The 14,878-nt window shown below is 62.4% G+C and carries 21 protein-coding genes; 9 read left to right on the top strand and 12 right to left on the bottom strand.

Going from position 1 to position 14,878, the window contains the following annotated elements; translation table 11 throughout:
* Window positions 1–18 precede the first annotated feature (18 nt).
* From J2045_RS00395 to J2045_RS00385, 3 genes are all read right to left on the bottom strand, one after another.
* Window positions 19–285: a DUF2312 domain-containing protein gene (locus tag J2045_RS00395; RefSeq protein WP_054148241.1), complete on the bottom strand. Its 267-nt coding sequence runs from the start codon at window positions 283–285 to the stop codon at window positions 19–21.
* Between the two features lie 106 nt (window positions 286–391).
* Window positions 392–697 carry a DUF1244 domain-containing protein gene (locus J2045_RS00390; protein WP_307367830.1) on the bottom strand — a complete coding sequence of 102 codons (306 nt, stop codon included), beginning with the start codon at window positions 695–697 and terminating at the stop codon, window positions 392–394.
* 11 nt (window positions 698–708) lie between these two features.
* Entirely contained in the window at window positions 709–1,518 is an 810-nt protein-coding gene (locus J2045_RS00385; RefSeq protein ID WP_307367827.1) for an N-formylglutamate amidohydrolase, read from the bottom strand.
* A 302-nt stretch (window positions 1,519–1,820) separates the two neighbouring features.
* Here J2045_RS00385 and J2045_RS00380 point away from each other — a divergent pair, with 302 nt between their 5' ends.
* Window positions 1,821–2,210, top strand: a complete 390-nt coding sequence (locus J2045_RS00380; RefSeq protein ID WP_246699848.1) for a DUF1036 domain-containing protein — start codon at window positions 1,821–1,823, stop codon at window positions 2,208–2,210.
* A complete protein-coding gene (pyk, locus tag J2045_RS00375; protein WP_166600958.1) occupies window positions 2,210–3,649 on the top strand; it encodes a pyruvate kinase in 1,440 nt (479 codons plus the stop codon). The genes J2045_RS00380 and pyk overlap by 1 nt, the downstream gene beginning before the upstream one ends.
* A gap of 52 nt (window positions 3,650–3,701) precedes the next feature.
* Here the strand turns inward: pyk and J2045_RS00370 are convergent, their stop codons facing one another.
* The gene (locus J2045_RS00370) at window positions 3,702–4,418 is read right to left on the bottom strand and encodes a dienelactone hydrolase family protein (RefSeq protein WP_307367823.1); all 717 of its coding nucleotides are present in this window, start codon (window positions 4,416–4,418) and stop codon (window positions 3,702–3,704) included.
* Window positions 4,415–5,422, bottom strand: a complete 1,008-nt coding sequence (locus J2045_RS00365) for an alpha/beta fold hydrolase (RefSeq protein ID WP_370872962.1) — start codon at window positions 5,420–5,422, stop codon at window positions 4,415–4,417. The genes J2045_RS00370 and J2045_RS00365 overlap by 4 nt, the downstream gene beginning before the upstream one ends.
* A 164-nt stretch (window positions 5,423–5,586) precedes the next feature.
* On the opposite strand from J2045_RS00365, the gene J2045_RS00360 reads away from it, so the two are divergent.
* Together J2045_RS00360 and J2045_RS00355 are read left to right on the top strand one after the other, a co-directional pair.
* Window positions 5,587–5,859, top strand: coding sequence for a BrnT family toxin (locus J2045_RS00360; protein WP_307367820.1), 273 nt, complete (start codon window positions 5,587–5,589; stop codon window positions 5,857–5,859).
* Window positions 5,837–6,106, top strand: a complete 270-nt coding sequence (locus J2045_RS00355; protein WP_307367817.1) for a helix-turn-helix domain-containing protein — start codon at window positions 5,837–5,839, stop codon at window positions 6,104–6,106. Before J2045_RS00360 ends, J2045_RS00355 begins: the two co-directional genes overlap by 23 nt.
* 19 nt (window positions 6,107–6,125) lie before the next feature.
* On the opposite strand, the gene J2045_RS00350 is transcribed toward J2045_RS00355, so the two are convergent.
* From J2045_RS00350 to J2045_RS00330, 5 genes are all read right to left on the bottom strand, one after another.
* Window positions 6,126–6,761, bottom strand: coding sequence for a tetratricopeptide repeat protein (locus tag J2045_RS00350; RefSeq protein WP_307367814.1), 636 nt, complete (start codon window positions 6,759–6,761; stop codon window positions 6,126–6,128).
* 113 nt (window positions 6,762–6,874) lie between these two features.
* Complete coding sequence (ykgO, locus tag J2045_RS00345) at window positions 6,875–7,000, bottom strand: type B 50S ribosomal protein L36 (protein WP_006726873.1); 126 nt, start codon at window positions 6,998–7,000, stop codon at window positions 6,875–6,877.
* Between the two features lie 178 nt (window positions 7,001–7,178).
* Entirely contained in the window at window positions 7,179–8,243 is a 1,065-nt protein-coding gene (locus tag J2045_RS00340; protein WP_307367811.1) for a 5-(carboxyamino)imidazole ribonucleotide synthase, read from the bottom strand.
* Window positions 8,240–8,740: a 5-(carboxyamino)imidazole ribonucleotide mutase gene (gene purE, locus J2045_RS00335; protein ID WP_166600955.1), complete on the bottom strand. Its 501-nt coding sequence runs from the start codon at window positions 8,738–8,740 to the stop codon at window positions 8,240–8,242. The genes J2045_RS00340 and purE overlap by 4 nt, the downstream gene beginning before the upstream one ends.
* 16 nt (window positions 8,741–8,756) lie before the next feature.
* Window positions 8,757–8,960, bottom strand: coding sequence for a YdcH family protein (locus tag J2045_RS00330; RefSeq protein ID WP_006726870.1), 204 nt, complete (start codon window positions 8,958–8,960; stop codon window positions 8,757–8,759).
* Between the two features lie 234 nt (window positions 8,961–9,194).
* Between J2045_RS00330 and J2045_RS00325 the strand changes: the two genes are divergently transcribed.
* On the top strand, window positions 9,195–9,371 hold the full coding sequence (locus tag J2045_RS00325) for a YdcH family protein (protein ID WP_166600954.1): 177 nt from the start codon (window positions 9,195–9,197) through the stop codon (window positions 9,369–9,371).
* Window positions 9,372–9,524: 153 nt separating this feature from the next.
* Here the strand turns inward: J2045_RS00325 and J2045_RS00320 are convergent, their stop codons facing one another.
* Window positions 9,525–9,785 carry an ArsR/SmtB family transcription factor gene (locus J2045_RS00320; RefSeq protein ID WP_166600953.1) on the bottom strand — a complete coding sequence of 87 codons (261 nt, stop codon included), beginning with the start codon at window positions 9,783–9,785 and terminating at the stop codon, window positions 9,525–9,527.
* A gap of 84 nt (window positions 9,786–9,869) precedes the next feature.
* Window positions 9,870–10,646 carry a sulfite exporter TauE/SafE family protein gene (locus tag J2045_RS00315; protein ID WP_307367803.1) on the bottom strand — a complete coding sequence of 259 codons (777 nt, stop codon included), beginning with the start codon at window positions 10,644–10,646 and terminating at the stop codon, window positions 9,870–9,872.
* A 105-nt stretch (window positions 10,647–10,751) separates the two neighbouring features.
* On the opposite strand from J2045_RS00315, the gene J2045_RS00310 reads away from it, so the two are divergent.
* From J2045_RS00310 to J2045_RS00295, 4 genes are all read left to right on the top strand, one after another.
* A complete protein-coding gene (locus tag J2045_RS00310; protein WP_307367801.1) occupies window positions 10,752–11,399 on the top strand; it encodes a thiamine phosphate synthase in 648 nt (215 codons plus the stop codon).
* Between the two features lie 8 nt (window positions 11,400–11,407).
* The gene (locus tag J2045_RS00305; protein ID WP_307367799.1) at window positions 11,408–12,598 is read left to right on the top strand and encodes a tetratricopeptide repeat protein; all 1,191 of its coding nucleotides are present in this window, start codon (window positions 11,408–11,410) and stop codon (window positions 12,596–12,598) included.
* A gap of 39 nt (window positions 12,599–12,637) precedes the next feature.
* The gene (locus J2045_RS00300; RefSeq protein ID WP_307367798.1) at window positions 12,638–13,903 is read left to right on the top strand and encodes an MgtC/SapB family protein; all 1,266 of its coding nucleotides are present in this window, start codon (window positions 12,638–12,640) and stop codon (window positions 13,901–13,903) included.
* A 139-nt stretch (window positions 13,904–14,042) separates the two neighbouring features.
* On the top strand, window positions 14,043–14,843 hold the full coding sequence (locus J2045_RS00295; protein ID WP_166600949.1) for an inositol monophosphatase family protein: 801 nt from the start codon (window positions 14,043–14,045) through the stop codon (window positions 14,841–14,843).
* Window positions 14,844–14,878: the final 35 nt, after the last annotated feature.

Below are 14,878 nucleotides of genomic sequence, written 5' to 3'. Positions count from 1 at the left end.
TGGCATCGGTTCTGTGGCTCAGCCTTCCGGCGGGCTCTCGATCATGCCGAGCGCGTGCAGGTAGGTGTCAAGGATCAAGTCCTCTTCCATCCGCTCCTGATCGTCCTTCTTGCGAAGTGCGATGACCTTCTTGAGGATCTTGGTGTCGAAGCCCATGGACTTGGCTTCGCCGTAGACATCCTTGATGTCGTCGGCGATGGTCTTCTTTTCTTCTTCCAGGCGCTCGATGCGTTCGACAAAGGCACGGAGCTGGTCGCGGGCGACGCCGTGAGCGGCATCAGACATGGGCAATCTCCTTCATTGCAGGGATGGCATTCTTGAGGTGGGTTTTCGTGGCGATCACGTGCCGCGAAGCGGCGTCCGCGTCAAGCCCCAAAGCTCGGGGACGTGGTCATTCCTTCGGGCGGTTCTTCTCGAAAGCCTGCTGCTGGTCGGTGCTTGCCTCGCGCTGGTGCAGCGCCTTCCACTCTTCATAGGGCATGCCGTAGACGATCTCGCGGCTCTCGTCCTTGGTGAGGTCGAGCCCTTTGTCCTTCGCCGCATCCAGATACCAGTTGGACAGGCAGTTGCGGCAGAAGCCGGCGAGGTTCATCAGATCGATGTTCTGCACCTCGGGGCGGTTGCGCAGATGGGAGACGAGCCGACGGAAGGCGGCGGATTCGAGTTCGGTCTGCTGATCCTTGGTGGGGAGCGTCATGCTGTCCTCCTTCAGGGCGCGATTTGCTGGGTAGGGTAGGGGCCGGTGCGCGAGGCATGGATCTCATACTCGTGCAGCTTCGGGTCGGCATTGAGGCGTTCGAAGATCGGTGCCAGGCGATCTGCCCATGCGGTGACGCCGGACTCGTCGCCGATCAGGTCCTGCCGGACCTCCAGCAGCGCATGCGGGATGCCTGTCATCATGCAGTGGCGATACATGGTGTCGCCCTTGAGCGCTCCGTCATAGGGCTCGTTGTCGCCGACTAGAACGTCGCCAGCGGCCTCAAGGTCATTGATCAGCGGCCGTACGGCCCGCTCATCGGTATCCCAAAGGACGGCGGCATGCCACGGGCGGGGCACACCCTTCCAGGCCGGCGTATAGGAATGGAGCGATAGCACGAGCGGCGCCTTGCCGGAGGCTTCGGCGACCTTGGCGATCGCCTCGGACACCGCCCTGTGATAGGGGCGGTGATAGGTTTCGATCCGGTGCTGCCATTCTTGGCCGCTGATCGGATGATTGCCGGGAATGATCGCGCCGTCGGAGATGCGCATGATGATGGTCGGATCGTCCTCGCCGCGATTCGGATCGATCAGCAGGCGGGAAAAGCGCGACATCACTGCAGGGATACCCAGGCGGGCCGATAGCTGCCGTGTCAGGGGTTCTATGCCGATGTCATAGGCGATGTGGCGATCAAAGGCGCTTTCGGGCAGGCCTAGACGCCCGTAGGGCTCGGGAACGATGTTCGTCGCATGGTCGGCAAGGAGCACGAGGCCGGCGTCGAACCGGCCTTCCAAAATCTCGAAAACGGGGGAAACATTCATCAGTTTGAAGCCATCAGCTGCTACAAGCGCTTGATCGCATGGGGAATGGGGGAGCGCAAGCTTTCATGGCTGTCACGTTTGTGCCAAGATCGGACATATAGGTTTTGAGACTGGCCAAAGGCAGAAAATATAATCGATTAGAGTTGCGTTGACATTCTCTGGTCAGCATCGCAAGAAGGCATCCCATGCGCATATCTGGAGTTCCGGCGGCAATCGTGCATCATCCGATCAGACAGACTTTTGACCGTGCCAAGGCACGTTTTCTGAAGCCCCTCCTGATCGCGGGTGCGCTGTTTTCGCCCATGCTGGCCGCCGATGCCGCCCATGCCGAGTTTCGCGTCTGCAACGGAACGCAGAACCTCGTCGGTGTGGCCGTCGGTTACCGGGCGGAAGAGGGCTGGATCACGGAAGGCTGGTGGCAGGTTCCCGCCGGCACCTGTGCCACGCTGATCGAGGGCGAGCTCCAATCGCGCTATTATTATCTCTATGCTGAGGATGCCGCTCGCGGTGGTCGATGGACCGGTGACATCAACATGTGTGTCGCCGAAAACGAGTTCAAGATCGTCGGCGTGAAGGACTGCTTCGCGCGCGGTTATCAGCAGATGGGATTCAAGGAATACGACACCGGCAGGCAGGGGAGCTGGATGGTCCAGCTGTCCGATACGTCGGGCACCCAGGAAAGCCAGAACTGATGAAGCGAAACCGCAAAGTAAAGATCCTCGCCACGCTTGGTCCCGCCTCTTCCGACGAGGCGATGATCCGCAAGCTCCACGAAGCCGGGGCTGATCTTTTCCGTATCAACATGAGCCATGCCAGCCATGACCTGATGCGCACGCTGGTTCAACGCATTCGCAACGTCGAGGCCGCTTGTGGCCGTCCGATCGGCATCCTCGCCGACCTGCAGGGTCCGAAGCTGCGTGTCGGCAAGTTTGCCGAGACCAGCGTCGAGCTGAAGGCCGGCCAGACCTTTACCCTCGACGACAACGAAGCCCCCGGAGACGCGACCCGCGTCTATCTTCCGCATCCGGAAATCCTGGAATCGGTGAAGCCCGGCGATCGCCTGCTGATCGACGATGGCAAGCTGCATCTCAGGGCCGAAAAATGCGACGGCAAGAGCATCGTGACGACCGTTGTGTCGGGCACCAAGATCTCCGACCGCAAGGGCGTGAGCCTTCCCGACACCATTCTCGCCACCGGCGTGCTGACCGACAAGGACCGCGCCGATCTGGACGCCGTACTTGCGGTCAATGATGTCGACTGGGTGGCGCTGTCCTTCATCCAGCGCCCGGAAGACCTGTCGGAAGTCCGCAAGATCGCCAAGGGTCGTGTCGGCATCATGTCGAAGATCGAAAAGCCGCAGGCCATCGAGTGCATCGACGAAATCATTGCGCTGTCCGACGCGTTGATGGTCGCCCGTGGTGACCTTGGCGTGGAAATGCCGCTCGAGCGCGTGCCCGGCATCCAGAAGCAGCTGATCCGCGCCTGCCGTCGCGAGGGCAAGCCGGTCGTCGTTGCGACCCAGATGCTGGAATCGATGATCACCGCACCGGTTCCGACCCGCGCGGAAGTCTCCGACGTTGCGACCGCCGTCTTCGAAGGCGCCGATGCCATCATGCTCTCGGCCGAGTCGGCATCCGGCCAGTATCCGGTCGAAGCCGTTGCCACCATGGCCTCGATTGCCGAGACCGTCGAGCGCGAGCCGCATTACCCCGGCATCATCTACGCCCAGCGCGCCCAGCCGGAAGCGACAGGTGCCGACGCGATCTCGCTGGCTGCCCGCCAGATCGCCGAGACGCTGCGCCTGCAGGCGATCGTCTGTTACACGTCTTCGGGCAATACCGGCCTGCGCGCCTCGCGCGAACGCCCGGAAGTGCCGATCATTGCGCTCTCGCCGGTTATCCAGACCGCACGTCGTCTGTCGGTCGTCTGGGGCCTGCACTGCGTCGTCTCCTCGGAGCCGACCGACCTCGACGACATGGTCAACCGCGCCTGCCGCATCGTCGTCGAAGAAGGCTTCGGCAAGCCCGGCGACCGCATCATCATGTCGGCTGGTGTGCCGCTTGGCACGCCCGGCTCGACCAATATGCTGCGCATCGCCTATATCGGCTCGGACGGCCAGACGGGGATCTGAGGATCGTCGATTTCCACGTCAAACGATTAGGGGGCTGCGGCCCCCTTTTTGGTTATCGGATACGTTCATCCAGAAATGCAACCAGCGCGCGCCAGGCGCGGAATGAAGAGCGTTCATTGAACGCCATGCCGGTGTCCGGGGACTGGGCATTCGGGTTTGTAAACGCGTGGCCTGTCTTCCCGAAGCAGAGTGCTTGCCAGTCATCGCAGAGAGCATTCAGTTCTGCCCCGAGCTCTGTGAATTCTAAGGGACGTGCCAGCGGGTCTTCCCAGCCGTGCAGGATCAATACGGACGGTACGATCGGGGTGTGCATGTTTCCTGACTTATCATAGACACCGTGGAATGAGATTGCAGCGCGGAAATCTGCTCCGCTCCTTGCGAGGTCGAGTACGGCCTTGCCTCCGAAGCAGTATCCCATCGCTGCAGTCCGACTGGGGTCTACCTGCGGCAGGGATTTCAACTCTGACAATGCGATGTTCATCCGCGCTGCGAGGCGTGGACGGTCGTTGTTCAGAACATTCATGAGCTGGAACGCTTCATCTTCCGAGTGGGCTCTGAGGCCATTGCCGTAGTAGTCGACAGCCAATGCGACATAGCCAAGCTTTGCGAGATCGATCGCCCTTTCCACTTCGAGTGGGCCTAGGCCGCCAAAAGCAGGCGCAACGATAACCCCGGCTCGTGGGAACGGCATGGCATCGTCGTAAATCAGCCTTCCGATGAATGTCATCTCACCGTCGGTATAGGCGTGCGTGAGGTTGATGATCGTCATTGCTTCGTACCCTCCATCAGGAATAGCTGCTCCGCAGCCCGCGCCATGGCCTGCAGGTCGCGATCCCGGCCTGCAATCTTCTCCAGGGCGGCAATGGCGATGTCAGTGACGATGTAATCCGGCTTGTGTCCGAGACCCTTGATCCAGACAAGATCGGAGCCATTGATGTCGCGGGCCAGACCCTTCGAATGGATCTCCTCCAGCACGATCTCGTCGCTATCGCCGGTGATCACCACGGTCGGCTTTTCAATCTCGCGGTAGCGCGGCGAGAAGCCAGTGACATAGGCGTGTAGACCGGCGACATCCTTTGCGTTGGAGCGGAAGGTCGCGGGGCGCAGCACCAGCGTCGGGCCGGTATGCTCAATGTAATCTGCAGGGCGCGGGTTGGGCGCGAAGACATGGTCCGTTGCCGCCTCGATGCGCATCATACCGGCATGCAGGGCCAGCGTATGGCAGAAGATCGGGCCGATCACGGGTGCGGATGCGAGGTGGTAATACCAGTCCACACCGCCCGGCCAGGGATGGGTGGCGGCGGCGAGGAAGATCAGGCCCTCGACCTTATCCGGATGCAGCACGCCGAAGCTGGCCGTGATCGCGCCGCCGAAGGAATGGCCGACAATGATCGCCCGCTCGATCCCTTTCTTCTCCATCAGTTTTGCGATGGCATTGGCCTGCCCGTCGGGTGTGTCATTCTCCGGGCCGCCACGCTCCGAATAGCCGTGTCCGGGTCGGTCGACGAAGAGGAGTTCCGCCCGGCCCCGCAGCGGCTCCAGGAAGGCGCCTGCCTGGTCCCGCAGATTGCCCGAGGCGCCATGGATGAAGACGATCGGTGGCAGGTCGGCCTCCGGTCCTGCGGGAACGTGGAGGGCGTTCAGGCTGTAGCCGCCGACATCGGTCAGTTCGCCGATATTCGGTGTCTGAGCCGTGATGGCACGGGCACGGATTTGCGTGGCAATGGCGAGCGCTGCCAGCACGGCGATGAGGACAAGGAAGAAGATAAGCAAGGCGAGACCGATACGGGTGGCGAGAAACAAGGAGCATACTTCCGGCAAGGGGACACAGCCACAAGATCGTGCTGCACTGCCTTTCGTCAAGGTGACAGGCAAGGCCCGCATCCTGATCTCAAGCCGTGGCTTGCGCTGTGTACTGGATTTCCGTATAGTCGGACATGGCTGATCGGTTCGATCCCGAGAAGGACCAAATCAACAGGGCGAAGCACGGTGTTTCGCTCGCTTTTGGATTCCGGATCTTCGACGATATTGGTCATCTCATTGTCCCCTCCATACGCGAAGGCGACGGTGAGGAAAGGTTCAAGGTCATCGGTCTCGTGGAGCAGAAGCTGTTCACAGGGGTCTTTGTGTGGCGTGGTGAGCAGCCGCGATTCATCTCTGTCCGGAGAAGCAATCAAGGAGAAGAGCGTGCCTATCGTAATACCGGCTGATCCAACCGATAGCGAGGATTTTGACGTCTCCGCGGAGGCGCTCGACCGTGCCCAGAGGTCTCGATTGATCCGCCGCACGCGCACGGCACTCGGTCTGTCCCAGACCGAGTTTGCGTCTCGCTTTTGTGTGCCGGTCGGCACGCTCAGGGATTGGGAGCAGGCGCGGGCGACGCCTCCCGATTTTGCGGTTGCCTATGTGCGGGTGATCGGCGCGCATCCGGATCTCGTGGCAAAGGTCGTCGCCTGAGCCTTTCGTTGCGCCTGCCTTAAGTCCGCTGGCCAGCCAGTTCTTCTGAGAGCTTGGCGACAATCTCCTGGGCCTCGCGGTCGGCGGGGAAGACGTCGAGATAGCGTTGCCAGGCTTTCAGTGCCGCATCCTTGCTGCCGCGTTCGGTGAGGATGCCGGCAAGGCCGGCAATGGCGCCGAAATGGCGCGGCTCCAGTTCCAACACCTTTTCGATGTCGGAGACGGACTTCTTGTAATTGCCCATGCTGAAATGCAGCGTGGCCCGCTGGTTCCAGGCGCCGACGAAATCCGGTTTCAGGATGATCGCGCGGTCGATGAAATCCAGGGCTGCGGCGTTGCGCTTTTCGGCTGCGGCTTTGGCCGACCACTGCATCAGCAGATTGATGGTCGGGCTCGGAGATTCGCTCCAGGTCGCCATCGCCGAGTTTGCTATCTGGCGGGCGGCTTGCGGATTGCGCTCGCGCTTCAGTTCGGCCAGCAGCTCATCGACCGTTTTTGGCTTGGCCGGTGGCTTCAGCGGGATCTGTTCGACGGGGGCTTGCGTCGCCTGGCTTCCGCCCTGTTCTTCGGGTGCCTGCGCGGAAACGGTACCTGCGGTGAGCAGGGCGGGAACGAGCAGCTGGCTGAGGGCGAGTCGCAAAGAAAAACGGCACATACAGGGAATGTAGTCCCTCAGCGCCGTCTTTCAAACTCAAATTTCCGATATCAACACGCCGCAGATGCGGCGGGCAGTCCGTGCGGCTCATGGGATCCTGAGATCCCGGGGCATCAGCCCTGGCGAGCCTTGAAGCGCGGGTTCTGCTTGTTGATGATGTAGATACGGCCCTTGCGGCGAACCAGACGGTTGTCGCGATGACGGGCCTTAAGCGCTTTCAGCGAGTTCTTGATCTTCATTTTTCTGGTCCACAACGATTGTCGGGGAATGTGTCATTCACCCACTGTGTTCAAACAATCAAAAGCGCGCCGCTGGGCGCGCCCCTGAAGAGTTGGCGGCAATTAGCCCGAGGGAGGCCTTGATGTCAACATGCCCGGCGGAAAATGCGGGACAGATCAGGCTAAAAAACCGGGAAAATCAGTCGCGAAACGGCAGGATTTCGGTGACATGGCCCATCTTGCGGCCGGGTCTGGCTTCCGTCTTGCCATAGAGATGGACGAGCACGTTGGGCTTTGAGAGCCAGGCCGGGACAGAATCGACGTCGTCGCCGATCAGATTCGTCATCACGCAATCGGAGTGACGTACGGTGTCGCCGAGCGGCAGAGAGGCGACCGCGCGGATGTGCTGCTCGAACTGCGAGACGATGCAGGCGGCCTCCGTCCAGTGGCCGGAATTGTGGACACGTGGCGCGATCTCGTTGGCGATCAGGCTCCCGTCCTCCAGCACGAAGAACTCCATGCCGACCACGCCGACATAGGCGAGGCCGTCGAGCAGCTTGGTCGCCGCCTCGCGGGCCGCTGCCGCCGTTTCTGGGGCAATGGCGGCGGGCTGGGTCGAGGTATGCAGGATGCCGCCCCGATGAACGTTCTCGGTCGGGTCGTAGCAGCGGACTTCGCCATCGGTGCTGCGGGCTGCGATGATCGAGATCTCGCGGACGAAGGGCACGAAGCTTTCGAGAATCAACGGGACGGCGCCCAGGGCTTCATACCCGCCGTCGGCGGCTTCACCCTTGCGATAGACCTTCTGGCCCTTGCCGTCGTAACCGAGGCGGCGGGTCTTCAGCACACCTTCACCGTCGAAGTTGGCGAGCGCTGCTTCGAGATCGGCCTGGCTGTCGACGGCGTGGAAGCGGGCAGTCTCGATGCCTGATGCGTTGAGGAAGCGCTTTTCCGTCACGCGGTCCTGGGCAACTTCAAGTGCCTTCGGCGGCGGATAGACGGGTACGCTTGCGGCCAGCGTCTCGGCAGCGGTCACCGGCACGTTTTCGAATTCGTAGGTGACGACGTCGCAGAGGCGGGCGAGTTCTGCAAGTGCAGCCGGGTCGTCATAGGCGGCCGTGATCTGCTGGTTTGCCACCTGGGCGGCTGGGCTGTCGGCCTGCGGCTCAAGAATCACCGTGCGGAAGTTCAGGCGGGCGGCAGACATGGCCAGCATGCGGCCGAGCTGGCCGCCACCGATGATGCCGATGGTGCGGATGGTCATGGGGCCTCGTCCACGGGATATTCGGCGACGGATGCCGTCTGGCGCGCGACCCATTCGTCGAGGTTGTCAGCCAGCTCGTCGTCGTAGACGGCAAGCACGCGGGCTGCAAGCAGGGCGGCGTTGACTGCACCGGCACGGCCGATGGCGAGCGTGCCGACCGGGATGCCGGCCGGCATCTGGACGATGGAGTAGAGGCTGTCGAGACCGGACATCGATTTCGACTGAACGGGGACGCCAAAGACGGGAAGGGTGGTGAGCGAAGCGACCATGCCGGGCAGGTGCGCTGCACCGCCGGCACCTGCGATCACCACTTTGAAGCCCTCGTCGCGGGCGCCTTTGGCAAAAGCATACATGCGATCGGGTGTGCGATGTGCCGAAACGATCCGGGCTTCATAGGAGACGCCGAGTGCGTCGAGCGTGTCTGCGGCGTTCTTCATGGTCTCCCAGTCGGACTGGCTACCCATGATGATGGCGACGGGCGGGCACTCAGCGGTCATCTCGGATCCTTCTGCGTCACGCGATGATGTCGGGGATGATCTGGTCCTCGAGGGCCGTGATCTTGTCCTTGATGGACAGCTTTTTCTTCTTCATCCGCTGGATTCGGAGGGCATCGCAGCCGGTGGTGATCATGGCATTGATCGCGGCATCATAATCCTCATGCTCCTGGCGAAGCCGTGCCAGCGAGAGCCTGACGTCAGCCTGTTCCTGATCGGCCATGCATATTCCCCATTATCGCCGTGTGGCCCATCCTTTAAGGATGCCCGGAAGATTCGCGCAAGCTCCTATCACCAAATACCGGTAACGGGAAGTTATCCCTGTCTTCGTTTTTGATGGTCTTTCGACACCAGTTCGCCTTCGACAAACCGCATTTCTCGTGTCACATTATCTTCGTAAAGCCTGAAACTCCAGCGGATGAGGGCTGGAGGTAGGCGATAAGGAAGGACGCATCAAATGACCATACAGGCTCATCTTGAATCGCTGCAGAAGAAGCATGGAGCACTCGAGGAAAAGCTCCATGATGCACTTGCATCTCCCTCCGTCGATGATCGGCACATTGCCGAGCTGAAACGCCTCAAACTGCGTCTCAAGGATGAAATGGAACGCCTGAGGGCATCCACACGCCACTGATACACCCCCCTTCCGGCTGCGCCGGGATCTGGCGGACCCAAAGACCGATCCCGATGTATTCATGAAGCAGCCAGCAATACTCTCGGCCCCGGAGTTCAGTCGACTTCGGGGCCTTTGTTTTGTCGGAAAGGGAAGATTGCTGGAGGCTTGGTATCAGGACCAGAACTGGTCGAGCCACATGTTCATCCGGTCGAAGCCCGGGCGATTGATGAAGTAGATGCGGCGGGTGCCTTCCGAGCGGACGTCGACGAGACCGCTGTCAAGCAGGGCTTTGAGGTGTTGCGAGACGGCAGGGCGGCTGATCGGCAGCTGGCCCGCCAGTTCATTGACGGTCTTTTCGCCCCGACGGAGATCCTCGAGGAGGTGCCGTCGGTTCGGGTCTGCGATCGCCATGAACGGGTCTGCGTTCGTCATGCGGCCAAGGTTATGTCAAAGGCACTTCAGCGGCAAGCGCGGATGTGCGGCGCAACAAGGGGTTCTGCCAGGGCGAAGCGGAGGTCAGATGCCCAGCAGCCCGCGGCTTCCATCCCACAGCAGTTTGCTGCCCGCAATCAGAACCATGCCATACATCAGAGGATAGAAGATCTGTGGCTTGAGAAAGTGGACGAGGCGTGCCCCGGCAATCGTCGACAGGAGCGCCACCGGCAACAGGGCACCGGACAGGCTGAGGTTGGTCGCATCCAGTTCGCCAAGGGCGAAATAGGGAATTACTTTGATCGCATTCAGGATGGCGAAGAAGCGGGTCGAGGTGCCGGTATAGGTGAGCGGGTCGAGCTTCAGAGGCAGGACATAGATCTGAAAAGGTGGACCACCGGCATGGGCGACAAAACTTGCATAACCCGCAAGCGATCCCCAGAAGGACCCGGCGACGGGGCGTTCCGCGGCCGGTGCCGTTTCCTGCCCCTTGCTGGCGGCCCAGCTTTCGAGGACGTAACGCAAGGCAAAGACAATCGATATGCCGCCCAGCACAAGACGCATGGCGTCGGCGGAGACATAGGTCGAGGTTGCCCAGCCGAGGCCGATGCCGATCACGGCGCCCGGCAGCATGGCCAGAAGCGTCGGTCGGTTGTTGTGGCGGCGCCATGCCCAGAGGGCAACGGCATCCATGACCAGGAGGATTGGCAGGAAGATCGCAGCGGCCTGCATGGGCGGTACGGCGATGGCCAGCAGCGGCACGCCGATCAGAGCAAATGCGCCACCAAGGCCGCCTTTGGAAAGGCCGACAAGCGCAACCGCGGGAATGGCGACGGCATAGAAGTTCAGGTCTGTCAGCATTGCGCGGTTGATCCTTTCGGAAGAGCGGTCTATCGGATTTACCCAGAGAAAACGAGGACGAAATCCGCGAGATACGGACCCGTCCCGCACACGGAAACATCGCGCATGACCGAAGACCGCTGCCGCCTCGTCCTCATCGTTCCCGAGATCGCCGATCCCGCCGAGTGCGCCGAAGTGCTGCGCAATGCTCTGCGCGGCGGGGATGTCGCCTCGGTGATCATCCCGCAATACGATGCGGATGACTCCGTTTTCCAGAAGCATGCCGAAATGCTCGTTCCCGTGATCCAGGAAGCGGGTGCTGCTGCCCTCGTCGTCGACAACAGCCGCGTCGCCGGCCGCGTCAAGGCGGATGGCCTGCATATCTCGGGCAATGCCGCGGCACTTGCCGAGGCCGTCGAGAAGCACACGCCGAAGCTGATCGTCGGCGGCGGCAATGCCATGGACCGGCACCATGCACTCGAAATCGGGGAAATCCAGCCGGATTACATCTTCTTCGGCAAGCTTGACGGGGATATCAAACTGGAGGCGCATTCGAAGAACATCGCGCTTGGCGAATGGTGGTCGGCGATGATCGAGATCCCCGCCATTGTCATGGGTGGGGCGGACCCTGCCTCGGCGCTCGTCGTCGCTGAAGGCGGCGTGGAATTCGTGGCGCTCGGCAAGGCCGTGTTTGCCGATCCAGCGCAGGCTGCTGCCATTGTGACACGGGTGAATGCGGAGCTTGACGAAAAAGCGCCACGGTTTGGGGCTTGAACCGCCATATGCGTTTGAACCCGTCACCTCATCGTCTGATTCTCGCCGCGCTTGCCGTGTCCTGCCTTGCGGCAGCGATGCCGGCCGTTGCTCAGGACGGTGAGGATGGGCTCGCCATCGGCGAGGCTCCCGCGATCATCCCGGCGGATCCGTCGGCTGCAACGGAGATCGAGCGCGGCGCGCGCGAAAGCAGCACCACCGGTGATGCCAACAGGCTCGATCGTGGTGACCTCGATTCCACTCCTCCCGTGACCAAGGGAGGCAAGCCGAGCAAGGGTGACCGGTCCGACGAACTCCAGGGCATCAACATCTATCTGCGCATGGGGACGCCCTTGCCGGAGCTGCCGCCGGAGAAGCCCTTTGAGGGCGAGCCGGACGAGGCCTATGGTGCCTTCCAGCGCGGCCTCTTCCTGACTGCCGTCGACAAGGCCCTGCCGCGCGCGCAACTGGGTGATCCGGCGGCGCAGACGCTGCTGGCCGAGGTCATGTCGCGTGGCCTCGGGGTCAAGCGTGACCTGAAGGGCGCGGCCTTCTGGTACGGCCAGGCGGCCCAGGGCGGAGATCCCTCGGCCATGTTCAAATATGCCTTGCTGATGATGGAGGGGCGTGACGTCCCGCAGGACAAGGCGAAGGCCGACGAGTACATGCGCCGCGCGGCGGACGCCGGCAATGGGTCGGCGCAGTTCAACTGGGCGCAGATCCTCGTTTCCGACAATCCCGGTGTGCGCGGTCTGACGATGGCCATGCCCTACTACGAGAAGGCGGCCGAGCAGGGGATCGCCGATGCGCAATATGCGCTGGCGCAGGTCTATTCGGCGTTGAAGGACGTGCCGGAAGAGAAGAAGGCGCGGGCGCGGGAATGGATGACGCGGGCGGCGCGTGCGGGCTTCGACACCGCCCAGCTGGACATCGGACTGTGGCTGGTCAACGGTTATAACGGCCCGCGCGACTACGAGGCCGGCTATCGGTGGCTGAGCATCGCGGCCAAGCGCGGCAACGTGGTGGCGCAGAACCGGATCGCGCATCTCTATATCAACGCGCTTGGTACCGCGCCCAATCCGGTCGAAGCGGCCAAGTGGTATGTTCTCTCTCGCCGCGCGGGGCTTACGGATCCGGCGCTTGAAGACTTCTATCTCGGCCTGAACGAAGAACAGCAGAAACAGGCCATCGATCTCGCCAACCGGTTCCGGCGAACCTGACAAAGCCCGGCTCTGCCGCTTCGGGGGAGGGCGGCGGTCATGGATCTCATCGACATATTTCAACGTCTCGGGCTTGCGGTGGCGATCGGTGCCGCCGTCGGGGTTGAGCGCCACTGGCGCGAACGAGACGAGCCGGAAGGGGCTCGGATTGCCGGGATCCGTACCTTTACGCTGATCGGCATGACCGGCGGGCTCGCCGGCCTCCTTGATGGAGCACTGATGCCGGGCGGGTTTTCAGGCCTTGTTCTCGCCAGCTTCCTGATCATGATCGCCCTCGTGATGCTCCGTTTCGGCCTGATGGAGGCACGCGCCGAGGGCTCCTTCAGCGCGACCACTGTCATTGCGTCGATCGCGACCTTCGGCCTTGGCGCGCTCGCGGTGCTTGGTGACATGGCGGTCGCTTCCGCCGGCGGGGCCTTCATGGTGACTGTGCTCGCCAGCCGGGAGTTCCTGCACGGCGCGATCCGGCGGCTCACCTGGGTCGAGCTGCGCTCGGCGGTGGTTCTGCTCGCCATGAGCTTCGTCCTCCTGCCCCTGATTCCGGCTGCCCCCTATGGTCCGTTCGGCGGGGTTTCGCCGCGCAGCCTGATGATGCTGGTCATCATGCTCGCCTCGATCTCCTATGTCGGCTATGTCGTTGTCCGCCTGATCGGGGGCGGCCAGGGCGATCTCATTGCCGGAGCGGTGGGCGGCATCGTCTCCTCAACCGCCACGACCCTTGCCATGGCGCGGCAGAGCCGTGTCGGGACGGGGGCGGCGAGTGCGGCTGCTGGAGCGGTTGCGGCCGGTGGCGTCTCGCTGGTGCGGACCGGAGTCTTGCTGGCCGGGCTTGCGCCTGCCATTGCCGGCGTGCTGCTGCCGGGCCTGCTGATCGGCGGCGGGGTCATGGCTGCTGCTGCCCTGCTCTTCGTGCGGCGCGGCGGCCTCGGCAGCGAGGTTGCCGCACCGGCCAACCCCTTCGAGCTCAGTGAAGTCATCAAGATGGCACTGCTGATCACCGTCATCGCCTTCCTGGCGCGTGCGTCGGCCGAGATCTTCGGGAATGGTGGGCTCTATGTGGTTTCGGCGCTTTCGGCGCTTGCCGATGTCGACGCGGCAACAGTCACGGTCACCGGCATGGTGCCGCAACTGACCAGCGACGTCGCCACCCGGGCGATCGGCATTGCGGTTATCGCCAACATGTGTGCGAAGATCCTGTATGCAGCCGCTGCCGGCAGTCCAGCTTTTTCGCTCCGCGTCGCCATCGCGTCGCTGGCGGCCATGCTCGCGGGGGTCCTGGTCACCTTTGGCGCGGGTCTGCTCTGACGCTGCCGCATGGCGCTTTCAGCCATCCCCCTTGAATTCCGGCGGCATTTGTGGTCTTGAACCCGCCAAACGCCGCCGCCATCGCGCGCTGCCCCGGTCGCCGCCTTCCGGCGCCTCCCAGTTTCAAGGAATTCGATCTATGGCCCGCTCCGCCCTTCTTAACGTCATGGTCCAGGCCGCGCTCAAAGCCGGCAAGTCGCTTTCGCGAGATTTCGGCGAAGTGCAGAACCTGCAGGTCTCGGTCAAGGGACCGGGCGACTTCGTCTCGCAGGCTGATTTCCGGGCCGAGAAGATCGTCCGGGAAGAACTGCTAAAGTCGCGTCCGACTTACGGCTTCCTCGGTGAGGAAGGCGAGGAGATCAAGGGCACCGACGGCGCGCATCGCTGGATCGTCGATCCGCTCGACGGCACGACCAACTTCCTGCATGGCATTCCGCAGTTTGCCGTCTCGATCGCGCTTGAGCGCAATGGCGAGATCGTCGCCGGCGTCGTCTTCAATCCGGCGACCGATGAGCTCTACACGGCGGAGAAGGGCGGCGGTGCCTTCCTCAATGACCGCCGCATCCGCGTCGGCGCCCGCAAGGTGCTCTCCGATTGTGTCATCGGCTGCGGCATGCCGCATCTCGGCCGGGGCCAGCATGGCAAGTTCCTCGTCGAGTTGCGCCATGTCATGGGCGAAGTCTCCGGAGTACGTCGCATCGGCGCGGCTGCTCTTGATCTCGCCTATGTCGCTGCCGGTCGCTTCGATGGCTTCTGGGAAGCACAGCTCAACGCCTGGGACATCGCAGCCGGCATTCTCTTGATCAAGGAGGCCGGTGGCTTCGTGTCCGACATGAAGGGTGGTCAGGACATGTTCGAGAACGGCACCGTGCTCGCCGGCAACGAATATATCCGCAAGGCATTGGAAGAGGTTGTGAATCGGCCGGTGCCGCACGCCTGATTGGCAGGCAGGGGAAAATTTTCCCAAAGTCTGCG

The organism is Peteryoungia aggregata LMG 23059, assembly GCF_030814435.1.
Lineage (GTDB): Bacteria > Pseudomonadota > Alphaproteobacteria > Rhizobiales > Rhizobiaceae > Allorhizobium > Allorhizobium aggregatum.
Note: the sequence above shows the minus strand (reverse complement) of the source record. Positions and strands in the feature narration are given on the sequence as shown.

Excerpts from the sequence above, each read along its gene's own strand:
- J2045_RS00310 (WP_307367801.1), top strand. The coding sequence starts at position 10,752 with ATGACCGAAGACCGCTGCCGCCTCGTCCTCATCGTTCCCGAGATCGCC.
- J2045_RS00340 (WP_307367811.1), bottom strand. The coding sequence starts at position 8,243 with ATGACCATCCGCACCATCGGCATCATCGGTGGCGGCCAGCTCGGCCGC.
- purE (WP_166600955.1), bottom strand. The coding sequence starts at position 8,740 with ATGACCGCTGAGTGCCCGCCCGTCGCCATCATCATGGGTAGCCAGTCC.
- J2045_RS00385 (WP_307367827.1), bottom strand. The coding sequence starts at position 1,518 with ATGAATGTTTCCCCCGTTTTCGAGATTTTGGAAGGCCGGTTCGACGCC.
- J2045_RS00350 (WP_307367814.1), bottom strand. The coding sequence starts at position 6,761 with ATGTGCCGTTTTTCTTTGCGACTCGCCCTCAGCCAGCTGCTCGTTCCC.
- J2045_RS00380 (WP_246699848.1), top strand. The coding sequence starts at position 1,821 with ATGCTGGCCGCCGATGCCGCCCATGCCGAGTTTCGCGTCTGCAACGGA.
- J2045_RS00295 (WP_166600949.1), top strand. The coding sequence starts at position 14,043 with ATGGCCCGCTCCGCCCTTCTTAACGTCATGGTCCAGGCCGCGCTCAAA.
- J2045_RS00370 (WP_307367823.1), bottom strand. The coding sequence starts at position 4,418 with ATGACGATCATCAACCTCACGCACGCCTATACCGACGGTGAGATGACA.
- J2045_RS00330 (WP_006726870.1), bottom strand. The coding sequence starts at position 8,960 with ATGGCCGATCAGGAACAGGCTGACGTCAGGCTCTCGCTGGCACGGCTT.
- J2045_RS00320 (WP_166600953.1), bottom strand. The coding sequence starts at position 9,785 with ATGACGAACGCAGACCCGTTCATGGCGATCGCAGACCCGAACCGACGG.
- J2045_RS00315 (WP_307367803.1), bottom strand. The coding sequence starts at position 10,646 with ATGCTGACAGACCTGAACTTCTATGCCGTCGCCATTCCCGCGGTTGCG.
- pyk (WP_166600958.1), top strand. The coding sequence starts at position 2,210 with ATGAAGCGAAACCGCAAAGTAAAGATCCTCGCCACGCTTGGTCCCGCC.
- J2045_RS00390 (WP_307367830.1), bottom strand. The coding sequence starts at position 697 with ATGACGCTCCCCACCAAGGATCAGCAGACCGAACTCGAATCCGCCGCC.
- J2045_RS00395 (WP_054148241.1), bottom strand. The coding sequence starts at position 285 with ATGTCTGATGCCGCTCACGGCGTCGCCCGCGACCAGCTCCGTGCCTTT.
- J2045_RS00300 (WP_307367798.1), top strand. The coding sequence starts at position 12,638 with ATGGATCTCATCGACATATTTCAACGTCTCGGGCTTGCGGTGGCGATC.
- ykgO (WP_006726873.1), bottom strand. The coding sequence starts at position 7,000 with ATGAAGATCAAGAACTCGCTGAAAGCGCTTAAGGCCCGTCATCGCGAC.
- J2045_RS00325 (WP_166600954.1), top strand. The coding sequence starts at position 9,195 with ATGACCATACAGGCTCATCTTGAATCGCTGCAGAAGAAGCATGGAGCA.
- J2045_RS00360 (WP_307367820.1), top strand. The coding sequence starts at position 5,587 with ATGGCTGATCGGTTCGATCCCGAGAAGGACCAAATCAACAGGGCGAAG.
- J2045_RS00305 (WP_307367799.1), top strand. The coding sequence starts at position 11,408 with ATGCGTTTGAACCCGTCACCTCATCGTCTGATTCTCGCCGCGCTTGCC.